A 17,860-nucleotide genomic window follows, 5' to 3' on the forward strand; every position below is an offset into this window, starting at 1 on the left:
CTGGACGCTGTCTCACAGTGCGTTGTATACGCGCAGTTCACGCAGCGTCCAGTCGGTGGCCGCCTGGGACGACGCCGGGTTCTGGCCGGTGAGCAGGTTGGCGTCCACCACGACGTGCGGCTCCCACGGCGCGCCCGTCTTGAAGTCCGCGCCCCGCTCCCGCAGCCGGTCCTCCAGCAACCACGGCGCGCGGTCGGCCAGGCCGGCCAAGCGCTCCTCCTCGTTGGTGTACCCCGTCATTCGCCTGCCCTCGAACAGCCAGTCGCCGTCGCGCCGGTTGGCCGAGAGCAGTGCCGCCGGACCGTGGCAGACCGCCGTGACGACGCGCCCCGTGTCGAAGAACTGGACGAGGAGCTCGCCGAGCGGCTGGAAGCCGGCCAGATCCTCCATCGGCCCGTGCCCACCGGGGATGTAGATGGCGTCGTAGTCGGCGACGTGCCCGATCGCGTGCTGCAGCACCATCGGCTGGGCCAGTTCGGTGGCGATCGCGTCGAGATAGTCGCGGAACGCGGTGGCTTTCCTCTCGCCGCCCGCCATCTCCGGGTCCAGGCTCCTCCGGTCCACCGTCGGCGCCACCCCGCCCGGGGTGGCGACGACCACCTCGACACCCTGGGTGCGGAACCCGTTGTGCGGCACGACGAACTCCTCGGCCCAGTAACCGGTAGGGAGCCGGGTACCGTCCGCGAGCGTCCAGTGGTCGCTGCCGGAGAGCACCACCAGGATTCGGGTCATCGGTCAGCCACCGGTGACCTTGATCTTGTTGGGCTTGGCGGCGTCCACCTTCGGGACGCGTACGGTGAGCACGCCGCTGTCGAGTGATGCCCCGATGCCGTCGGCGCGGATGTCGCCGGGCAGCGTCACGCGGTACTCGAACTCGCCGACCCTGCGGGTGCGGCGGCGGAGCAAACCCTTGCGCTCCCGCTCTTTCAGTTCACCGGTGATGACCAGCTCGTTGCCGTACAGCTCGACGTCGACGTCCTCCCGCCGGACGCCGGGCAGTTCGATCTCGACCAGGTAGGCGTCATCGGTCTCCGAGACGTCTCCGGCCGGCAGCCACGGCCCGCCGTCCCGTGCGGCGCCCAGCGCCGACTGCGCGAGCCGGTCCACCTGGTGATAGAAATCTTCGAATTCGCGTAAGGGGTTCCATCGATCCGCCTGGCCGACAGAACGCCTGACGGGCAGAGTCATGGTAGGTCTCCTCCTGTTACTCGAACGTCACCGCTGATCGTGTCGTGCAGCGTGGCGAAGACCGCTGCCGTGCCGATGTCATGGGCCGAGCATGGCAGCCGCGGGCGGGTGGCGTCTCAGACGCCGGGGACGGATTTTGCCGGGCGGATTCACCCTGCCAGGCCGACCGGTGTGCCAGGGCAGTACCACTGTGGACGGCCTGTGCCACCACGATGACGTGGCACCACAGCTGCTGTTCGTACTTGCGGAGGACGACAGTCCGGTCTGGTCCGCGGCGCCGCCCGATGCGTCTGGCAGGCCCGTTCGCCGTGCTGGTTTCGACCTGCCAGGTCGATACGGCGCTGGCACGACCCGATGCATTGTCGAGACAGGCTGGTGAGACCAGAAGGAGCGGACGGGACCCGCGGGGACGCCTGACGGGGCCGGAACCGCTCCTCGTCCCCGGCCAGGCCCCCGGCGGCTGATGCCGGCTGGAATTCACAGAGTCGAGGAGGAAATCCGGGGGCCGCCCACACATCGTCCACACCGGACGCCGTCCCGAACCTGGAAGGCCCATGACCGACCACGAGCAGCTGCCGAAGCCGGGTTTCGTTCTCAACACGAAGCTGGTCAAGAGATTCGTCGCCGACGAGCTGGACGAGGACGGCCAGGCCGAGCTGGCCGACGAGGTGGCCCTCATCGCCATGTTCCACGCTGAGCTGCCCACCGCGCTCGCCGCGCAGATGACCCGGATCGTGCAGCACCTCGGCGGCGACGCCGAGCTGGTGCGGTGGCTGGACCGCTTCCCCGGCCGACCGAAGATCGTGGCCAGGCTGTTCGCGCTGATCGACCTGCTGGACACGTTCAGCGCCGAGCCCTCGGTGGTGACCGCGCTGTCCGAACTGCGCGCCGGCACCCGGTACCCGCCGGGACTGTCCGGCTACCTGTCCCCGGACACCAACGACGAGACGCTCGCCGGGCTGGGCTGGCACATCGAACAGCTGGCCGCGGACGACCGGATGACCGACGCGGTGCGGCTGGCACAGAACTCGGCGGCGCTGGTGGAGCGGCTCGCCGCCAGGGCCAGGGAGCTGAACCCGGACCTGCCCGACCTGGCCGACCTGGCCGCCAAAGCGGGCAAGGCAGTCGACGAAGCTGCCCATGAGGCGGCGGGCCTGACAGAGTGAATGGACAGTCTCCCTCGCGGTCCGCCGTGGCGCCCGCACGCCGTCCATCGAGGTCGTCCGATCCGCGATCACGCAAGCGCTGGAACCAGGTCCTGTTCGACAGAGCTAAGTGTTAGTCGTCTTTCACTTATCTGGTAGCCTCGGAGTTGCCGCTGAAGATGCGGCGCGATGCGCGACCTAGAGGCCAGGTCGGGCAACGGTCCTCGAGGAGAACCATGCGCACATTCGTCATCACAGGTGGCACCGACGGCATGGGCCGCGGGCTGGGCCTGCACTACCTCGGGCGAGGTGACCGGGTGATCGCAGTGGGCAGCAGCGACGCCAAGGGCGCCCGGTTCCTCGCGGCAGCGGCCGACCTCGGCGCGGCCGAGCGCGCTTCCTTCGTCCGGGCCGATCTCAGCACGACGGCGGGCGTGCGCGAGGTCGTCGACCGGATGCCCGAGGTGATCGACGTTCTGGTCCTCGCCGCCCAGCGGTTCCGGAGCGAACGCGTGGAGACCACGGACGGACTGGAGTCCACCTTCGCACTCGGCTACCTCAGCCGCTACCTGCTCGGCCATGACCTGTTCGACCGGCTGGAGAGGGCGGAGGCGCCGCTGGTGCTGAACATCGCCGCCCCGGGCGCCCCCGGGAAGATGCGCTGGGACGACCTGCAAATGCACACGGGCTACAGCAGCATGCGCGCCGCGACGCAGACGGCGCGCCGCAACGACCTCCTGGGCAGGTCCTTCACCCAGGTCCACCCGGACGCCCGCACCCGCTACGTGGTCTACGGCCCGGGCTTCGTCGCCACCGGGATGGGCGAATCGATGACCCAGCCCATGCGCACCCTCTACAAGGGACTGACCCGGCTGTTCGCCGCTCCTGTCGCCAAGGCGATCGCCCCGATGATCAAGCTGATCGACGACCGTCCGGAGGCGGCCCTGACGGTGTTCGACCAGGGCAAGCCCCTGCCGGTCGACGGTCCTGCCTTCGATCCTGCGAACGCCGAGCGCCTGCACAGGGCAACCGCGGATGTGGTCGGCTCGATCGGCCGATGACCGCCCGACGTGGCTGAGCCTCCACAGCTGTGAAAACCTGTGAACAAAGGGGCACAACCAGTCAAGCAAGAAGACGAGCCTCCTGCCCGATCGAGCCACCTGGGGAGAGGTCACAGTGCGAGCTGACGCCGCCCGCAACTACGAACGGATCGTCGGCGCCGCGGTCGAAGCGTTCGAGGAGATCGGGCCCGAGGTGACCCTCGAGGAGATCGCCGCGCGCGCGGATGTGAGCGCGATGACGCTCTACCGGCGTTTCCGCACCCGCGACCACCTCGTCCAGGCCGTCTTCGACCACGTCCTCGCCACCGAAATCGAGCCCACGACGGCGGTCCACACCGATGATCCCTTCCGAGATCTCGCCGGCGTGCTCGAAGCCGTCATCGAGGTGATCGCCCGGCGGCAGGTGATCAACTCCCTCGCCTTCGAGTTCACGGCGTTCGCCTCCGACAGCGCGCAACGCTTCCTGAACTCTGTCGAGCCCGTGCTCCGCCGCGCCATCGACGCCGGCGTAGTCCGCCCCGAGCTGAAGGTCCGCGACGTGACCGCCGTGATCATCATGGCGATGGCCACCACGCACCCGGCCGACCCCGACGGCGCGGACCGCCGCCGCTACCTCACCCTGCTCACCGACGGACTTCGCCCCGCACCGACCACCCTCCCCCCGCCCTCACCCCACGATTTCTCCCCTCCCGCCGCCCGCCGGCTCTGACCCTGCGGACGGGAAAGACGCCCGACGAGGCCAGCGACGGCCCCGAGCGGTGTGGCGGCCCGGACAGCGGAGAACGGGTGTCCATGACGAGGTCGAGGCATCCGTGATGGAGCGGCCGAGAGTCACTCGCTGACCGGACCTCGAAGGATTCCCCATGACGACCTCCGACCGACTGTCCGGGAGAGGCGCGCAAGCCGAGGCGGGAGCGGATCTTGCCCGCCCGCGGTTCGGCCGAGCGGTGTCCACTTGGTGGAGACGGTGACCTCGTACGGCGTCATTCCGGCGTAGCCATGAGATCAACGTACCTTATTACGAGACGTTGATGTCTCGTTGCGAGGCGTTAGTATGGTCAAATGGTGAAATCGGATGCCGGGATGCAGCGCACGCGGTCGGCGATCCTCGACGCCGCCGCCCGGGCCCTGGCCCGGCGGCCGGACGCGGGGATCGCGGAGATCGCGGACGAGGCCGGCGTGGGACGCGCGACGCTGTACCGCCACTTCCCCACCCGGGATTCGTTGCTGCGGAGTCTCGCCGAAGCCGGGATCGCCGAACTCGCGACGGCGTTCGAGGCCGCGAATCTCGACGAGCTTCCCGCGGATCGCGCGCTCGCCCGCGTCGTCGCCGTGTTCCTGCGCAACGGAAGTAGGTATGCAGCCGTGATCAGGCAGGCCGACGGATACCGCGACCCAGCCGACGTCGAGCGCACGACCAAGCCCGTCCGCGAGGTCCTCGCCCGCGGCGTCCGGGACCAGGTCCTTCGCGGCGATTTGGGCGAAGACACCCTGTTCGAGTTGTTCTCCGCGATCGTGGAGCGCGTCTTCCGGCTCACCGTCGATCAGGCCACGACACCGGAGGAAGCCACCGAGGCCGCCGTGAGCATCTTCCTCGACGGCGCCCGCAAATCCCGCTAGCCATGCCCCGTGCCCCGCACTACCAAGTCACGTGCAGCGAGCTCACTCCGTAGACGGGGTGGAAGATCCGGAATTCGGGCTCGGCGTCCGGTTCGGACAGTGCGAGCCCGGGGAAGCGCTTCAGCAGTGCCGGGAACGCGATGCGCATTTCCGTCCGCGCCAGGGGTGCCCCCAGGCAGTGGTGCACCCCGTGGCCGAAGGCGACATGACCGGCACCCCCACGGGTGACGTCGAGGACCTCGGGATGGTCGAGCAAGGCGCGGTCACGGTTGGCGGCCAGCGGCGAGGGCGCGACGAGCGAGCCCGCCGGGATGGTGTGCCCGGCGATCTCGACGTCGGCCTTGGCGGTGCGGATCAGCGACGGCACGATGGACAGCCAGCGCAGCAGCTCTTCGACGGCCGGTTCGACGTGCGCCGGGTCGTCGCGGACCATCGCGAGCTGATCCGGATGGTTCAGCAGGGCCAGGGTGCCCAGGCCGAGCATGTTCGACGTCGTCTCGTGCCCGGCGAGCAGAAGCAGGCTCGCGATGCCGATCAGCTCGTCGGTGGACAGGTCGTGGCCGTGTTCGCGCACCAGCATCCCGAGCATGTCCTCACCCGGGTCCGCCTGCGCCCGGGCGACCAAGGTGCTCATGTAGGCGCGGTCCTCCTGCCTCGCCGCGTTGCGGTCCGCAGCCGGGGCCGCGAGGTCCAACATGCGCGCGGACCGGTCCTGGAACTCGGCCCGGTCCGCATACGGCACGCCCAGCAGCTCGCAGATCACCAGCGAGGGCACCGGCAAAGCGAAGTGCGCCACCAGATCCGCCGGCTTCCCCGCCTTCTCGAGATCGTCCAAAGCGGACTCGACGATCTCGGTGATCCGCGGCTCCAGCCGGCGCATCCGCCGCACCGTGAACTCCGGGGTCAGCATCCGCCGCAACCGCGTGTGCTCCGGCGGGTCGAACCCGATCAACTGCCCGGCCTGCAGCTTGGCCCGCTCCTCCGTCCCCAGGTGTTCGGTGTCGGGAGGCCCGTCGAAGGCGCTGCTGAACCGGCCGGCGTCCGAGAACACCTCCCGGACGTCCTCGTACCGCAGGATCAGATAGGCGTACTCGCCGAACGGCGTCATCTGCCGCAGCACGCCTTGACCTTCCCGTACCCGGCCCAGCTCCTCGACCGGGTTCACCCCGTTGCGCCGCATCTCCAGCGGCAGTTTCAGTGCTTCTGTCATCTTCGGTCCGCCCCTTGTGTCTCGTAGTTCGCTCACACCAGCAGAAGCGTCTTGCCGATCGTGGCCCTGGCCTCGATGGCGGCGTGGGCGTCGCCGGCCCGCTCGAGCGGAAACGTCTGCCCGACCACCGGGCGCAGCCGGCCCGCCGCCGCCTCCGCGAGCGCGGCGATCCCCAGCTCACCCATGATCGGGCCGAGCTTGGCCACCATCTGCGGGATCCCGAGCACGGTGACACCCCGGGCCTCGAGGTCCGCGGTGTCGGTGTAGGCGCCGCTGGCCGCGCCGTGCACCATGAACCGCCCACCGGACTCGACCAGCGACGTCGCCGCCGTGCCGATCTCCCCGCCCACACCGTCGAACACCACGTCGACGGCCGCACCGCTCGTCAGGCCGCGGACCCGCTCGAGCCAGCCGGGCTGCCGGTAGTTCACCGCCTCCGCACCGGTCGCACGTACCGTGTCCAGCTTGGTACCGCTGCCGACGGCACCGATCACGCGTGCACCGGCGTTCACGGCGAGCTGCACCAGCAGGCTCCCGAGCCCACCGGCCGCGGCCTCGACGAGCACCCACTCCTGCGGCTTCGGTTCGACCAGCCGGAAGAAGCCCATCGCCGTGCGGCCGTCGTCGATCAACGCCACCGCGTCGGTGGTGGACACCTCCGCCGGAATCGGGATCACACCGGTGGCACCGAGCACCGCCTTCTCCGCGTAGCCGCCCGTTCCGCCGGTCGAGCCGACCACTCGCTGTCCCACCAGGCTCGGATCGACGTGCGAACCGATCGCGGTGACCACTCCGCCGACGCTGTTACCCGGCACGAACGGCGGAGTCGGCAGTGGGAACGGCGCCATCGAGCGCCCGGCCCGCGCCTGCGTCTCCGCGAACAGCACGCTCGCCGCTTCCACGTCCACCAGCACCTGGTCTTCGCCGGGAACCGGATCAGGGGCATCCCCGGCGACCAGCACCGACGGGTCCCCGAATTCGGTCAACCAGATCGCTTTCATCGCCAGTCGGGGGCGCTACGCCCTCGCGGGCCGGCCCCCTCCTCCCTTCACGTCCACGCCTCCGGGCTCCCCGCCCATCGAGCTATCCGTTAGTTGACTAACAGATAGCTGTCACCGTACACGATTGTCGAGCAGTGGACGACTCGTAATGAGATGTCAATGTCTCGCAAGAGATGAACTCCAACGCCCGCCTGACCGGCAACCCATCGGACCGTCGTCCTTCGCCGGCGCGGCCACGCAAGCGCGACCCCGGACGGCGAGGACCTGACCAACGGCGGTTCGAAGGACTGGCCCCGGCCGCCTACGACCGCGGAGACGGCGGCTGGGCCGCACTTGTGCTGCTGGTGGTGATCGTCGCTCCGCTGCTCGCCAGGGGTGTCGTCCGCCGGCTGCGGCGTTCGTAGCGAAGGTCGCGCCGCGGCGTCGAGTTGAGCCGCATTGTCGTGTTCACCGTTCGTTCATCTGCCGGTTGTCTGATGGGGTACACCAGACTCGCCAGGACCGACACGCGGGGAGGCACCATGAGCACACCCACCCTGGACACCATGGCGTCCGAACAGCTGAACGCCCACTTCGAACAGCTCGAGGATCGCCTCGTGAACGACTACACCGGTGTCGAGGCCACGACGGTGCACGACCTCGTCGAGCACGAACGATCCCGCTTCGGCAGCGCCCGCATCCACGCCTTCGTGCCCATCCTGGTCGAACGCGCCGTCCGAGCCACCCTCGCGGCCCCACCGGCGAAACACCGCAAGGGGTAACGCCGACGCGGCACACGCGCCGGCCGCCGACCGGCACGTCCTGCTCGTCGGTGACGCCGGCGCCGGGAAGACCACGCTCCTGCAGTGGCTCGCGCACAAGGAGGTTGCCCCATGTCCGAATGCGCGGCGACCACCCGAAGACCGTGCGAAACCATCGCGAGCCCGTGAGGTCAATCCTGCCGCCGCCCGACCGTAGCTCCAGCCGAACGCACTCTTCTGCCGCCCACGATCGCAGCCATCGCCCACCGGTGGGGCCCCACCGACCCCGCACACTTCAGCTCGGCGTTCGGTGCCCGCTGCGGCGTCCCGCCCAGCACCGTACGCCAGCGATCGACCGTTTCACTGCCGGCCGAGCTCGGCCATCTGTTACCTGGCTTCGCCCGGGAGCCGGAAGGTCACCTTGTCCAACCGGCTCGGTCCGGTCGTAGCGGGTAGCCACCGCACTCTAGGCGACCTGCGGGTCTTCGCGGAGTATCCGCCAGCACAGGTAGAGGCAGGCGCCCGCCGAGGGCGCGCCTCCCAGCAGCGTGGCGGCGATGCCGAGTGCGGTGGTCTGCCCGGCCACATACAGCGGCACCTGCACCGCCGTCGCGATCGCGCACTTCACCACGAACACCGCCGTGCACAGCTGGTAGCGCCGCCGTGCCGCCGGATCGTGTCGCCAGCCGAACCGTTCGCGGCGCACCACCCCCATCACCACCCCGACCATCGGACACCGCACCAGCATGGACAGCAGGAAGACCGCCCCCTGAACGGCCTGGATGACCACGGCCGGGAGGTAGAAGTTGATCGCCTGCCCGGTGGCGCCGGCCAGCAAGGCCGAGCCGCCGACGATGGCCAGCCCGATCGCCGCCGACCAGTAGCGCCGGTCGGTCCACACGCGCACGACCGCGAGCGCCGCCACCCCGCCGACGGCGATCAGCGCGGCGGTCCACACCCGGCCGGTCAGCAGGTAGGCGACCAGGAACACCACCCGGGACGCGACGCCCTCGGCGACCGTGCGCCACCCGCCCACCGCGTCGAACAACGACAGGGACTTCCGGGTCAGCACGTCGAGACTCATGCGCTCGCCTTCGCCGCGACGGGCGTGAAGCTGGTGCGGCGCATGGTGTCCTCGTACGCGCCGATCGCGCCGGACAGGTCGAGCCGGCCACCATCCGCCGCGGCCAGCGCCTCGCCGAGGCGGTGCGCGTCCCGCATCGCGAGGTTGCCACCGAAACCCGGGGCCAGGTGGATGGCGTCGCCGAGGACCGTCACCGGACTGGCCGGCCAGGCGGGCATCGGCGGGATCGTCCCGATCCGGAGTGCGGCCGTGACGTCCGGCCAGGCCTCCGCGACGATCAGCCGCAACGTCGGATGCAGGTCCGCTGCCAGGTCCTGGGCCTGGTGCCACACCGAGACCGGTGAGCCGAGCCGCTCCCGTGTGCTGGGCAAGGCCCACATCACGTAGTCCTCGGCGTCGACGACCGCGCGGGAGCTCAATGCGGGCAACAACTCCTGCCGCGCGGTCACCGGCCGCCGGGTGAACCGCAGCACGCCCAGCGCCATCATCGTGCCGCCCTCCCGCGCGACGGCCGGGCTGTCGCCGACCAGCTCCGGCAACCCGGTGCCGGCCACCGCTCGCAGCGGCGTCGCGCCCATGATCATGCGCCGTCCCGTGTCGGCCACCCGCACGTCCGGCAGGTATCGGCGGCGAACCGCCGAACCGATCCCGTCCGCGCCGACCAGGACGTCCCCGGTGTCCGTGCTGCCGTCCGCAAAAAAGGCCCGGACCGTGCCATCGGCGCGCTGCTCGAACCGCGTGAACTCCGCTCCGAACCGGACCACGTCGTCCAGTCCCGTCAGCAGCACCGCCCGGAGCAACGGCCGGTGGACCTGCCGGCCAGGCCGCGCCCGGCCGGCCACACCGTCGGACGGGCGGGTGTCCACGACGGTCAGCTCTCCCTCCACATCGGACAGTGTCAGGGTCCGCTCGCGCCGCCCTCCCATGGTGGCTTCCGCCATCGCGGCGTGCGCCGGAGGCAGGCACGCCCGCAGCGCCGCCGCGCCCCGGTCGTCGACGTGCAGGCTCACGCCCTGCCGACGTCCCCGCGCGCCATCCCGCTCGTACACCGCGACGTCGATGCCCGCCCGGCGGAGTCCGTGAGCCAGCGTCAGCCCACCGAGGCCGGCTCCGATCACGATCACTCTCATGTCAGCACCCTTTCTTCACCATCCGATGAAGAACACGCTACGGCGAGTTCGGGCAAAACTCCACCGACTGATGAAGAAAGGGTGCTAGGCTTAGGTGGTCATGACGGAAGACGACACCCACGGCCGCCCCGGACGCTGGCGATCCGGCGCGGAGAGCAAGCAGCGGATCCTCGAGACCGCGCGAGAACTGTTCGGTGAGCACGGTTACCGCGCCACGACGGTGCGCGCGATCGCCACCGCGGCCGGAGTCGACCCGGCCATGGTGTTCTACTTCTTCGGCACCAAGCAGGGCCTGTTCGGCGCCGCTGTCGAGATGTCCGGCACCGTCCCGCCGGCCATCGAGTCGATCTTCGCCGGTGGCCTCGACACCATCGGCGAGCGCATCGTCCGGACCCTGGTGGAGAACCTCGACAAGTCGGGCCGCACCCCGCTCGTGATGCTGACCAGATCGGCACCGACCGACGCCCAGTCCCAAGCGCTGCTGCGCGAGTTCATCGACCGCGAGATCACCGACCGGCTGGCGGCGCTGCTCGGCACACCGGACGCCACACTGCGGGCAGCCATGGTCAACGTCCAGATACTCGGTCTCACGGTGGCGCGGTACATCATGCGGATCGAACCGATCGCGTCCTCGACCGTAGACGAACTGGTGGACCGGTTCGGTCCCCTGGTGCAGCACTGCCTGACCGGACCCACGGCATCATCGTGAGCCGGTAGCGGCGGCAGAAAGCTTCTCACCGACTCTTTGCACGCTCGTCGTCTGCGGCCAGTCGGACGTCTCGGAAGTCCGGAACGGCCACTCGGGAGCCTCGACCGAAGCGACATCGACGTCGTCACGCATCGGCTGGTGCACGGCGGCCCGGACGTCGTCGAACCCGCCGTGGTCAACGGCAAAGTGCGCTCGGCCTATCCCCTGCCCGCGCGCTGGCGGGCCCGCTGGGACCTGCGGCGGTACGGCTTCCACGGGCTGTCGTTCAGCTGGGCGACCAAGCGGGCGGCCGAGCTCTTGCGTCGTCCGGTCAGTGAGCTGAACCTGTTGGTGGCGCACCTGTCCGGCGGCTGCTCGGTCTGTGCGGTCTCGCGCGGCCGCAGCGTCCACACCTCCATGGCTTCACGCCGCTGGAAGGCACGATGATGGCGAACCGATCCGGCACCGTCGTCCCGGGCATGGTGCTGTGGCTGCCGCGCGAAGGCGAGCTGAGCGTGGACGGACTGTCCGGGACGTCGGACGACGCCCGTGATCTCGTGCGCGACGCCCGCGACGGCGACTTCAAGGCACGGTTCGCGCTGGCGGTCTTCGAGCCCGGCATCACCGGAGGCCTCAGCCGTCTCCGCGAGCGGGATTCGGTGATCAGCCCGCGAACGCGGCCGTTCCGGTGCTCGCCGCCCGCTCTCGGGAAGAGCTCGAGCTGGCGACGGCCGCCGTCTCAGGCGTTCCGGCGCCGCCGAATCCGGAACGCCGACCACGCGACCATCGCGAAGACCACCATCGTGATCAAGTGCAGGAGGACGTCGGCCCAGTTCAGGTTCAACCGGTCGCCGGTGCCGACGGTGATCACGAGGAGGCTGTAGGCGTTGAGGCCGGCGAACGCGACCGCCGCCGCGAGCGCGTAGATCCGCGTCCAGGAGGCACTGCGCGCCGCGACCACGCCCGCCACGCCGACGAGCGTGTGGAGCATGTTCAAAACCGGTCCCACGCTGAAGATCAGCAGCGTGTATTGCGTGGCGTGCACTCCGAAGGGACCGGCGGTCGTCGAACCGGCGTTGCCGGGGACGAAGAATCCCACGACTCCCAGCACGAGGTAGACGACACCGATCGCCAGCACCGCGATGCGTGACGGGGTGCCACGGGAAATGACGTCGCGTTCGGCGGCGATCCGCTCGGGCACGTCTGGCTCTCCGTTCACAGGCGCCGCGCTCATTTCCCGAGCGCGGTGCGGATGACGTCACGCGCCCGGTCCATGATCGCCGCCGGCGGGCCCAGCAGCAGATTGGCCTTGGCGCTCTCCACGCCCGGGTGCGGCCGCGTCGGCGCCACCGCCTCGGCCAGTCGCACCGTCGCCGCCATGGCCAGTAACCGCTCCGGCGTATGGTGCGCACGCAGGAACGGGAACTCTTCGCGCTCTTCGTGATCCGCGTGCGCGAGCACGTCCTCGCGCAGCTGGACCAGCAGCGTGTCGAACCCGTCGGCGTCAGGACCCATCTTCTGCAACGTGGTCAGCAGCTCCTTGGCCCGGTGCTCCTCGCCCAGCCGAGCCTCGACGACGGTCTCCGCCGCCGGTTCGAGATCGCGGATCTCAGGGTGCACGACCTCTTCTTCGGCGGTTTCATGCACGGCCAGCAGGCGTACCAGATCCCGGAAAACCTCTTTCCGCCGGTCGTTTGCCGCGGTTTCAAGCTCGGCGAACATCGCCCGGATCTCCCGGTGCTGCCGCTGCAGCAACGCGATGACGTCTTCGTCGTGGTCCTCCATGGGAACTCCTCATCAGAACGGGGTGAGTGCCGCACCACGGCGGGAAAGTGAGGCCGGGGTGGCTGCGGCGAATGAACTCGAACTTTCCGGGGCCACTATCTCCTTGCCCTGTACCCGCATGCCTTCCCATCAAACGAACGGCGTCCCCGTCAAGCGAGCGGCCGCTCAACACGAGCCGATTGCCGGTCGAGTAGCTATACGGCACTCATCGCACGGCGAACTTCCCCTGCTCTTCGAGAACAAGGGTCGTCACGTCCGGACGGTCCGGGCCGGCTGAGGCCAACGTCTGCACCCGCAAGCCACCTTCGGGCGCCACGCCCGCCGCGGCGACGCGATCCACGATTTCGCGGGCGGCATCGGGTTCCATCGTCGAATTGGACATCTGGTTCGTCTACCCGCTTCGGACGGGTCTACACCGCCTCACTGCCCTGGACCTCCGGTTCCGGGTATCTCCCCCGGCTCCGGTCGAAGGCCGTCGTGGCGATGCCGGCGGAGGTGCCGTTCGACCGGGCCGCGAATACGCCGGCCACCCCGAACACCAGGTGGATCAGGTTGTGCAGTACGGAAACGGCGAAGACTCCGAGCAGGCGGGCGCCCGAGTGCGGGCCGGCGAGCGGCACTTCTTGCCGCACTTCGTCGTGAGCGAACTCCTGCCATGACACCTCCGCGCCGGTTGACGAAAGCGGCGGTTTCCCGCTTCGGAGGCCGGTAAACCCTAGCTTTCGCTGGTGGTCGAGGGCCCGGGCGGCCCCAGACACCTCCGGCCGGCGGCGGGCGGCTTCGCCTCCGCCCACCGCCGGTCCGAGACTGCCGATCAGGTGAGCTTCTTCTTGGCCGCCTTGGCCTTGCCCTTCGCGGTGCCCTTGGCGTTCTGGAGCGGCGGGTAGGTGCCGTAGCGCGCGGGATCGGGCTTCGGCGCGGTGCCCGGGCCGCCGAGTGGTTCGGGTTCCATGAGGTATTCGATACCTGCGTCGGTGGTCCAGCCGCCCTTGGCGCCGGGCGGTCTGCAACCGGCCCTGCGCCTCGGCCGCGACGTTCGCACGGAAGTCGGCCGGCAGGTTGCCGGAGGCGATGATGTACCGGCCGTTCCAGGGGTAGCCGTTGCTGTCGGCCGGCAGCGCCCCACCGCCGGCGACGATGGCCTGCTGGACGTCCATGCCCCCGAGCGTGGCGGCCATGACCGGGTCCTTGACGGCTTCGGCGGTCACGGAATCGAGGACCGCAACTGTCCGCGTCCGGCGGCAAGGTAGGCGACGTCAGCCCTACGACCAACGGAGAACCCCGATGAGCCGACACGTCCAGGTCACGTTCGACGCCCACGACCCGCGAGCGCTTTCGGCGTTCTGGCGCGAGGTGCTGGGCTACGTCCACCCGGCGCCGCCCGGCGTCGAACTGCCCGAGGGCGCCGACCCGTTCGCCGCGTGGGACGAGTTCCTCGAGCGGGCCGGTGTGCCGGAAGACCAGCGCAACAGCAGCTCCGCGGTCGAAGACCCCGACGGTCAGGGACCCCGCCTGTTCTTCCAGCAGGTCCCGGAAGACAAGACCACGAAAAACCGAATCCACCTCGACGTCCGGGCCGCACCCGGTCTGCAGGGCGCCGAGCGGATGGCGGCGCTCGAAGCGGAGTGCAACCGGCTGATCGCCCTCGGCGCCACCCGGGTACGCCGCTTCGAGCCCGAACCGCCGCTCAGCGCCGGGTTCATCGTGATGACCGATCCCGAAGGCAACGAGTTCTGCCTGGATTGACGGTAAAGCATGTGACCGGCTTGGCCGTCGCCGCCCGATCAGCCGAGGACTTCGCCCGCGGCGTCGGCGGGCGGTGATCTCGTGGTGTTTGCCGAGCTGGGTGATCGCGGGGGTTTGCCCGTTCCGGGTTCACCGGACACGATCAGGCCGCGCCGCGCCGCGCCGAGGTCTGGTCGCGGTTGAGCAGAGTCAGGCGTCTCCCGGTGCGGGCGATGTCGCTGACCAGCGGGGTCTGATCGAGATCAGCTCGGCCCCCGCAGATCCGATGGCGCTGAGCGGGTACGGGCGACCGCGCGCCGTATCCGGGCGGGTCCGGCGCCGGCGCGGGTGAGCAGCGCGTCGAGCGCGGGCGACGTCGGCCTCGTTGGTGTCGCCGCCGCCGCGTTCAGCGACCAGGGCGCGGGCGGCTGGATTCGTCCGGGGACGCTCGCCGCTTCACCTCGGTTCCACTTCCGTTTCCGTGCGCTGTGGCGGAGCGCGTCGAGCGCACCTCGCTGGGCATCCGGCGGCGGCATGAACGAGAGGGATTCGTCTCATCGCGGCTCGGCGATCTGAAGGATGATCTTGCCGCCGGGGTGTTGTGACTGGCTCTGTTCGATGGCTTCGCGCCAGTCGGAGAGGGGGATGGTGCGGGCGATGGGGACGCCGAAGCGGCCCTGGGCTGCGAGCGCGGCGCACATTTCGACGATGTCGTAGCGGTGACCGAGCGGTCCTTCGGTGAACGCGTCGCGGGCGCCGGATTTCCGTGCCTGGGCGAGGTTGCTGATGGTCAGGACGTGCTGGGGGTCGGTGACCGTGTGAAGGAGTTGCGGGATGGTGACGTCGTCGGGCGGTGAGACGTCGAGGACGACGTCGACGGGCCCGCCCGCCAGGTCGCGGATCCGTTCGGCCATGCCCTCGCCGTAGGGGGTGACCTCGGCTCCGGTGGCGCGCAGGGCTTTCGTGTGGGTGGGGCCGGCGGTGGTGAGCACCCGGGCCCCGATCCGGCGAGCGAGTTGCACGGCGGCGAAGCCGGTGGTGGTGCCGCCGCCGCTGACGAGCAGGGTTGTGCCGGGGGTGATGCGGAGCAGGTCCAGGCCGAGTTGCGCGGTGTCCACGGCCATGGGCAGTGCGGCGGCGGCCGCCGGGTGGAGGGCGGGTGGCCGCGGGAACCAGATGTCGAGCAGCGCGTGGTCGGCGGCGCCCGCGGTCGGTCCGGTGAACGGCGCGGGACCGAACACCGCGTCCCCGAGCCGGACGCCTGTGACGTCGTCGCCGACGGCATCGACAATGCCGGCCACTTCGAGCCCGACTCCGCGGGGCAGGTCGCCGGGGTAGAGGCCCTGGCACAGGGCCAGGTCGGCGGGGTTGATGGTGCAGACCTCCACGGCGACCCGGATCTGCCCCGGGGCCGGCCGGGGCGGCTCGGCCTCCTCGAGTCGCAGGACGTCGAGGGGCTCACCGGTGTAGTGGAAACGCAGAGTACGCATGGTGATCTCCTGGCTCGGCCAATGATGACAGCAGATGCTGTCGTCACTACGACGGTAGCACGGTGACGACAGCATCTGCTGTCGCTATGCTCGACGCCATGGCTCGTTGGGAGGGCAACACCCGTGAACGGCTCGAGCGCGCTGCGTTGGAGTTGTTCCGCGACCAGGGCTACGACCGCACGACGGTGGCCCAGATCGCCAAGCACGCCGGCTTGACCGAGCGATCGTTCTACCGCTGGTTCACCGACAAGCGCGAGGTCCTCTTCGCCGGCGACGAGCTACAGGCCTGCTTGGAAGCGGGCATCGCCGAGGTGCCCGCGGGAACCGGTGCGCTCGCGACGCTGATGGCCGCGTTCACCGCCGTACCGGAGGTGCTGCGTCCGCGTGAACTGCTGATCGAGCTGCGCACGGTCATCGTGGCCAACCCGCCGTTGCGGGAACGCAGCCTGATCAAGGAAGCGATGCTGTCCGAAGTGACCGCGGCGGCCCTGCGCCGCAGGGGCCACGACGAGCAGACGGCCCGGCTGGCCACTGCCCTCGGGATGGCGATCCTGGGGGCGGCCACCAGACGCTGGGTGTCGGGTGACGAGGCCGGCTTCGCCACCCTGCTGGCCGACAGCGCCGGCGACCTCCTTGCCGTCGCCGCCGACCTGCCACCTGCCGACCCCGCGACCGGCCACGCGCCGCGCAAGGGGAAGTAGCGGGAGGCCAGGGGGCACCTCGAGTTCGGGCAAGCACGCCACGATCTTCGTCGGCGGCATTGCCGGTGACACCGACGACTACGACATGCACTGCTCGAACTCGGTCGTAGGCACCCCGCGTCCGGGCGGCTCGCACCGAGCCGCCCGGATTCGTGCGTACCGGGGTGTCGACGGCTTGTCGACCGCTTGTCGACGGCGCGTGCGAGCGTCGGACAGACGCCGAGCGGTTGGAGTACCGAGCGATGACGACTGATCCCACCCCAGCGCCACCTTGCCTTCCCGAGCAGGGGAGGCCGGCCGATGTTTGACGTGTCGAAGGCGTCGCGCTACCTCGTGGTGGCCTCCGCCAGCCAGGAGATCATCGACGAGTGGAAGAAGAAGGACCCCAACCGCGTGTTCATCCCGGTCGTCCGGGACTACGCCCTGATGAAGGTCCTGCACAACATGCGCAAGAGCAGCAGGGCGTTCGGCATCCACGTCAACATCCTGCAGCACACCACACCGGTGTCCCCCTTGGACTTCTCCGGCCTCAGGGACTCGGACGTCATCTTCATCGCCGGCCACGGCAACCCCAAAGGGCTCTACGCCATGGGTCACGACGGGGACGAGGCGATGACCAGGATCGTCAACGCCCTGACGGCGGACGGCAACCTCGAGAAACGCCGTCGAGGCAAGAAGATCGTCATCGCCCTCCTGTCCTGCCGCTCGGGGCTCGGTTTTCACAAGGCACTGGCGCTCCAGCTTTCCGAAAAGCTGTCGATCGAGGTCACGGTGGGTGGCGCGGCGGGGTTCACCTTCGGGTCGATCCGGGCCCCGAGCAAGGCCTGCAACGAGGTCCTCGTCCGCGGCATCCCCTGGCACATGGAGTACCAAGGCAGTATCCCGCCGAAGGAAGCCGAGGCCGTGACCTCGGCCCGGGAGAAGAAAACCCTGACCATCGCCGGGAAACAGGCCGAGATCGACCGGTTCCTGGTCACCAAGACGGCTCAGGAAGACGCCATGCGCGCCATCGTCGAACAACTCGACAGCACCGAGGTCAACGCGGCGCTGACGGAGCTGGACCTCCGGTTCGGCTTCCGGCGCTGGGCGCCCTTGCTCCGGCAGCAGTTCGAGCTCTATTCCAAGGCGAAGGAGCCGAAGCCGAGCAACCTCGAGTTCGACATGTGGTTCAAAGAGATCACCGACGGATACCTGTGGACCGACGGGCAGACGGTCACCCACGCCGAGGTCGACGCCATTCTCGCCGGCGACCAGATCCCGGTCGGCGACGGATTCACCTCGACGAGGTGACC

At 69.7% G+C, this 17,860-nt stretch carries 20 protein-coding genes and 3 pseudogenes; 11 read left to right on the plus strand and 12 right to left on the minus strand.

The window, feature by feature from the left end; all coding sequences use genetic code 11:
• Positions 1 to 12 precede the first annotated feature (12 nt).
• Positions 13 to 732: a type 1 glutamine amidotransferase domain-containing protein gene (locus ACZ7PG_RS07320; protein WP_470238233.1), complete on the minus strand. Its 720-nt coding sequence runs from the start codon at positions 730 to 732 to the stop codon at positions 13 to 15.
• Positions 733 to 735: 3 nt separating this feature from the next.
• A complete protein-coding gene (locus tag ACZ7PG_RS07325; RefSeq protein ID WP_470238234.1) occupies positions 736 to 1,188 on the minus strand; it encodes an Hsp20/alpha crystallin family protein in 453 nt (150 codons plus the stop codon).
• A 554-nt stretch (positions 1,189 to 1,742) separates the two neighbouring features.
• Between ACZ7PG_RS07325 and ACZ7PG_RS07330 the strand changes: the two genes are divergently transcribed.
• The 4 genes from ACZ7PG_RS07330 to ACZ7PG_RS07345 all read left to right on the plus strand — a co-directional run bounded on the left by ACZ7PG_RS07330 (position 1,743) and on the right by ACZ7PG_RS07345 (position 5,014).
• Positions 1,743 to 2,354, plus strand: coding sequence for a hypothetical protein (locus ACZ7PG_RS07330; protein ID WP_470238235.1), 612 nt, complete (start codon positions 1,743 to 1,745; stop codon positions 2,352 to 2,354).
• 215 nt (positions 2,355 to 2,569) lie between these two features.
• Positions 2,570 to 3,394 (plus strand): SDR family NAD(P)-dependent oxidoreductase, encoded by an 825-nt coding sequence (locus tag ACZ7PG_RS07335; protein WP_470238236.1) that lies wholly within the window; start codon positions 2,570 to 2,572, stop codon positions 3,392 to 3,394.
• Between the two features lie 115 nt (positions 3,395 to 3,509).
• On the plus strand, positions 3,510 to 4,103 hold the full coding sequence (locus tag ACZ7PG_RS07340; RefSeq protein ID WP_470238237.1) for a TetR/AcrR family transcriptional regulator: 594 nt from the start codon (positions 3,510 to 3,512) through the stop codon (positions 4,101 to 4,103).
• A 353-nt stretch (positions 4,104 to 4,456) separates the two neighbouring features.
• On the plus strand, positions 4,457 to 5,014 hold the full coding sequence (locus ACZ7PG_RS07345; protein ID WP_470238238.1) for a TetR/AcrR family transcriptional regulator: 558 nt from the start codon (positions 4,457 to 4,459) through the stop codon (positions 5,012 to 5,014).
• Between the two features lie 19 nt (positions 5,015 to 5,033).
• On the opposite strand, the gene ACZ7PG_RS07350 is transcribed toward ACZ7PG_RS07345, so the two are convergent.
• Together ACZ7PG_RS07350 and ACZ7PG_RS07355 are read right to left on the minus strand one after the other, a co-directional pair.
• On the minus strand, positions 5,034 to 6,224 hold the full coding sequence (locus ACZ7PG_RS07350; RefSeq protein WP_470238239.1) for a cytochrome P450: 1,191 nt from the start codon (positions 6,222 to 6,224) through the stop codon (positions 5,034 to 5,036).
• A 32-nt stretch (positions 6,225 to 6,256) separates the two neighbouring features.
• Entirely contained in the window at positions 6,257 to 7,210 is a 954-nt protein-coding gene (locus tag ACZ7PG_RS07355; RefSeq protein ID WP_470238240.1) for a zinc-binding dehydrogenase, read from the minus strand.
• Positions 7,211 to 7,398: 188 nt separating this feature from the next.
• On the opposite strand from ACZ7PG_RS07355, the gene ACZ7PG_RS07360 reads away from it, so the two are divergent.
• On the plus strand, positions 7,399 to 7,629 hold the full coding sequence (locus tag ACZ7PG_RS07360) for a hypothetical protein (RefSeq protein WP_470238241.1): 231 nt from the start codon (positions 7,399 to 7,401) through the stop codon (positions 7,627 to 7,629).
• Positions 7,630 to 7,746: 117 nt separating this feature from the next.
• A complete protein-coding gene (locus ACZ7PG_RS07365; protein WP_470238242.1) occupies positions 7,747 to 7,986 on the plus strand; it encodes a three-helix bundle dimerization domain-containing protein in 240 nt (79 codons plus the stop codon).
• Positions 7,987 to 8,431: 445 nt separating this feature from the next.
• Here the strand turns inward: ACZ7PG_RS07365 and ACZ7PG_RS07370 are convergent, their stop codons facing one another.
• Both ACZ7PG_RS07370 and ACZ7PG_RS07375 read right to left on the minus strand, forming a co-directional pair.
• The gene (locus ACZ7PG_RS07370) at positions 8,432 to 9,049 is read right to left on the minus strand and encodes a DUF3159 domain-containing protein (protein WP_470238243.1); all 618 of its coding nucleotides are present in this window, start codon (positions 9,047 to 9,049) and stop codon (positions 8,432 to 8,434) included.
• A complete protein-coding gene (locus ACZ7PG_RS07375) occupies positions 9,046 to 10,179 on the minus strand; it encodes an FAD-dependent oxidoreductase (RefSeq protein WP_470238244.1) in 1,134 nt (377 codons plus the stop codon). The genes ACZ7PG_RS07370 and ACZ7PG_RS07375 overlap by 4 nt, the downstream gene beginning before the upstream one ends.
• Positions 10,180 to 10,279: 100 nt before the next feature.
• On the opposite strand from ACZ7PG_RS07375, the gene ACZ7PG_RS07380 reads away from it, so the two are divergent.
• Positions 10,280 to 10,888, plus strand: a complete 609-nt coding sequence (locus ACZ7PG_RS07380) for a TetR/AcrR family transcriptional regulator (RefSeq protein WP_470238245.1) — start codon at positions 10,280 to 10,282, stop codon at positions 10,886 to 10,888.
• Between the two features lie 186 nt (positions 10,889 to 11,074).
• Positions 11,075 to 11,418: pseudogene (locus tag ACZ7PG_RS07385) on the plus strand (acetate kinase); the annotation flags it as partial.
• Positions 11,419 to 11,606: 188 nt separating this feature from the next.
• On the opposite strand, the gene ACZ7PG_RS07390 reads toward ACZ7PG_RS07385, so the two are convergent.
• The 5 genes and pseudogenes from ACZ7PG_RS07390 to ACZ7PG_RS07410 form a co-directional block, all read right to left on the minus strand.
• On the minus strand, positions 11,607 to 12,068 hold the full coding sequence (locus ACZ7PG_RS07390) for a DUF4383 domain-containing protein (protein WP_470238246.1): 462 nt from the start codon (positions 12,066 to 12,068) through the stop codon (positions 11,607 to 11,609).
• Positions 12,069 to 12,097: 29 nt separating this feature from the next.
• On the minus strand, positions 12,098 to 12,652 hold the full coding sequence (locus tag ACZ7PG_RS07395) for a hemerythrin domain-containing protein (protein ID WP_470238247.1): 555 nt from the start codon (positions 12,650 to 12,652) through the stop codon (positions 12,098 to 12,100).
• A 205-nt stretch (positions 12,653 to 12,857) separates the two neighbouring features.
• Positions 12,858 to 13,019 carry a hypothetical protein gene (locus ACZ7PG_RS07400; protein ID WP_470238248.1) on the minus strand — a complete coding sequence of 54 codons (162 nt, stop codon included), beginning with the start codon at positions 13,017 to 13,019 and terminating at the stop codon, positions 12,858 to 12,860.
• Between the two features lie 124 nt (positions 13,020 to 13,143).
• Positions 13,144 to 13,275: pseudogene (locus ACZ7PG_RS07405) on the minus strand (DUF4383 domain-containing protein); the annotation flags it as partial.
• 191 nt (positions 13,276 to 13,466) lie between these two features.
• Positions 13,467 to 13,863: pseudogene (locus ACZ7PG_RS07410) on the minus strand (manganese catalase family protein); the annotation flags it as partial.
• Positions 13,864 to 13,936: 73 nt separating this feature from the next.
• On the opposite strand from ACZ7PG_RS07410, the gene ACZ7PG_RS07415 reads away from it, so the two are divergent.
• Entirely contained in the window at positions 13,937 to 14,398 is a 462-nt protein-coding gene (locus ACZ7PG_RS07415) for a VOC family protein (RefSeq protein WP_470238249.1), read from the plus strand.
• 533 nt (positions 14,399 to 14,931) lie between these two features.
• On the opposite strand, the gene ACZ7PG_RS07420 is transcribed toward ACZ7PG_RS07415, so the two are convergent.
• On the minus strand, positions 14,932 to 15,867 hold the full coding sequence (locus ACZ7PG_RS07420) for an NADP-dependent oxidoreductase (protein ID WP_470238250.1): 936 nt from the start codon (positions 15,865 to 15,867) through the stop codon (positions 14,932 to 14,934).
• A 98-nt stretch (positions 15,868 to 15,965) separates the two neighbouring features.
• On the opposite strand from ACZ7PG_RS07420, the gene ACZ7PG_RS07425 reads away from it, so the two are divergent.
• Positions 15,966 to 16,568 (plus strand): TetR/AcrR family transcriptional regulator, encoded by a 603-nt coding sequence (locus tag ACZ7PG_RS07425; protein ID WP_470238251.1) that lies wholly within the window; start codon positions 15,966 to 15,968, stop codon positions 16,566 to 16,568.
• A 300-nt stretch (positions 16,569 to 16,868) separates the two neighbouring features.
• Positions 16,869 to 17,858 carry a hypothetical protein gene (locus tag ACZ7PG_RS07430; protein ID WP_470238252.1) on the plus strand — a complete coding sequence of 330 codons (990 nt, stop codon included), beginning with the start codon at positions 16,869 to 16,871 and terminating at the stop codon, positions 17,856 to 17,858.
• Positions 17,859 to 17,860 lie beyond the last annotated feature (2 nt).

This window comes from Amycolatopsis sp. NPDC114504, from assembly GCF_055633595.1.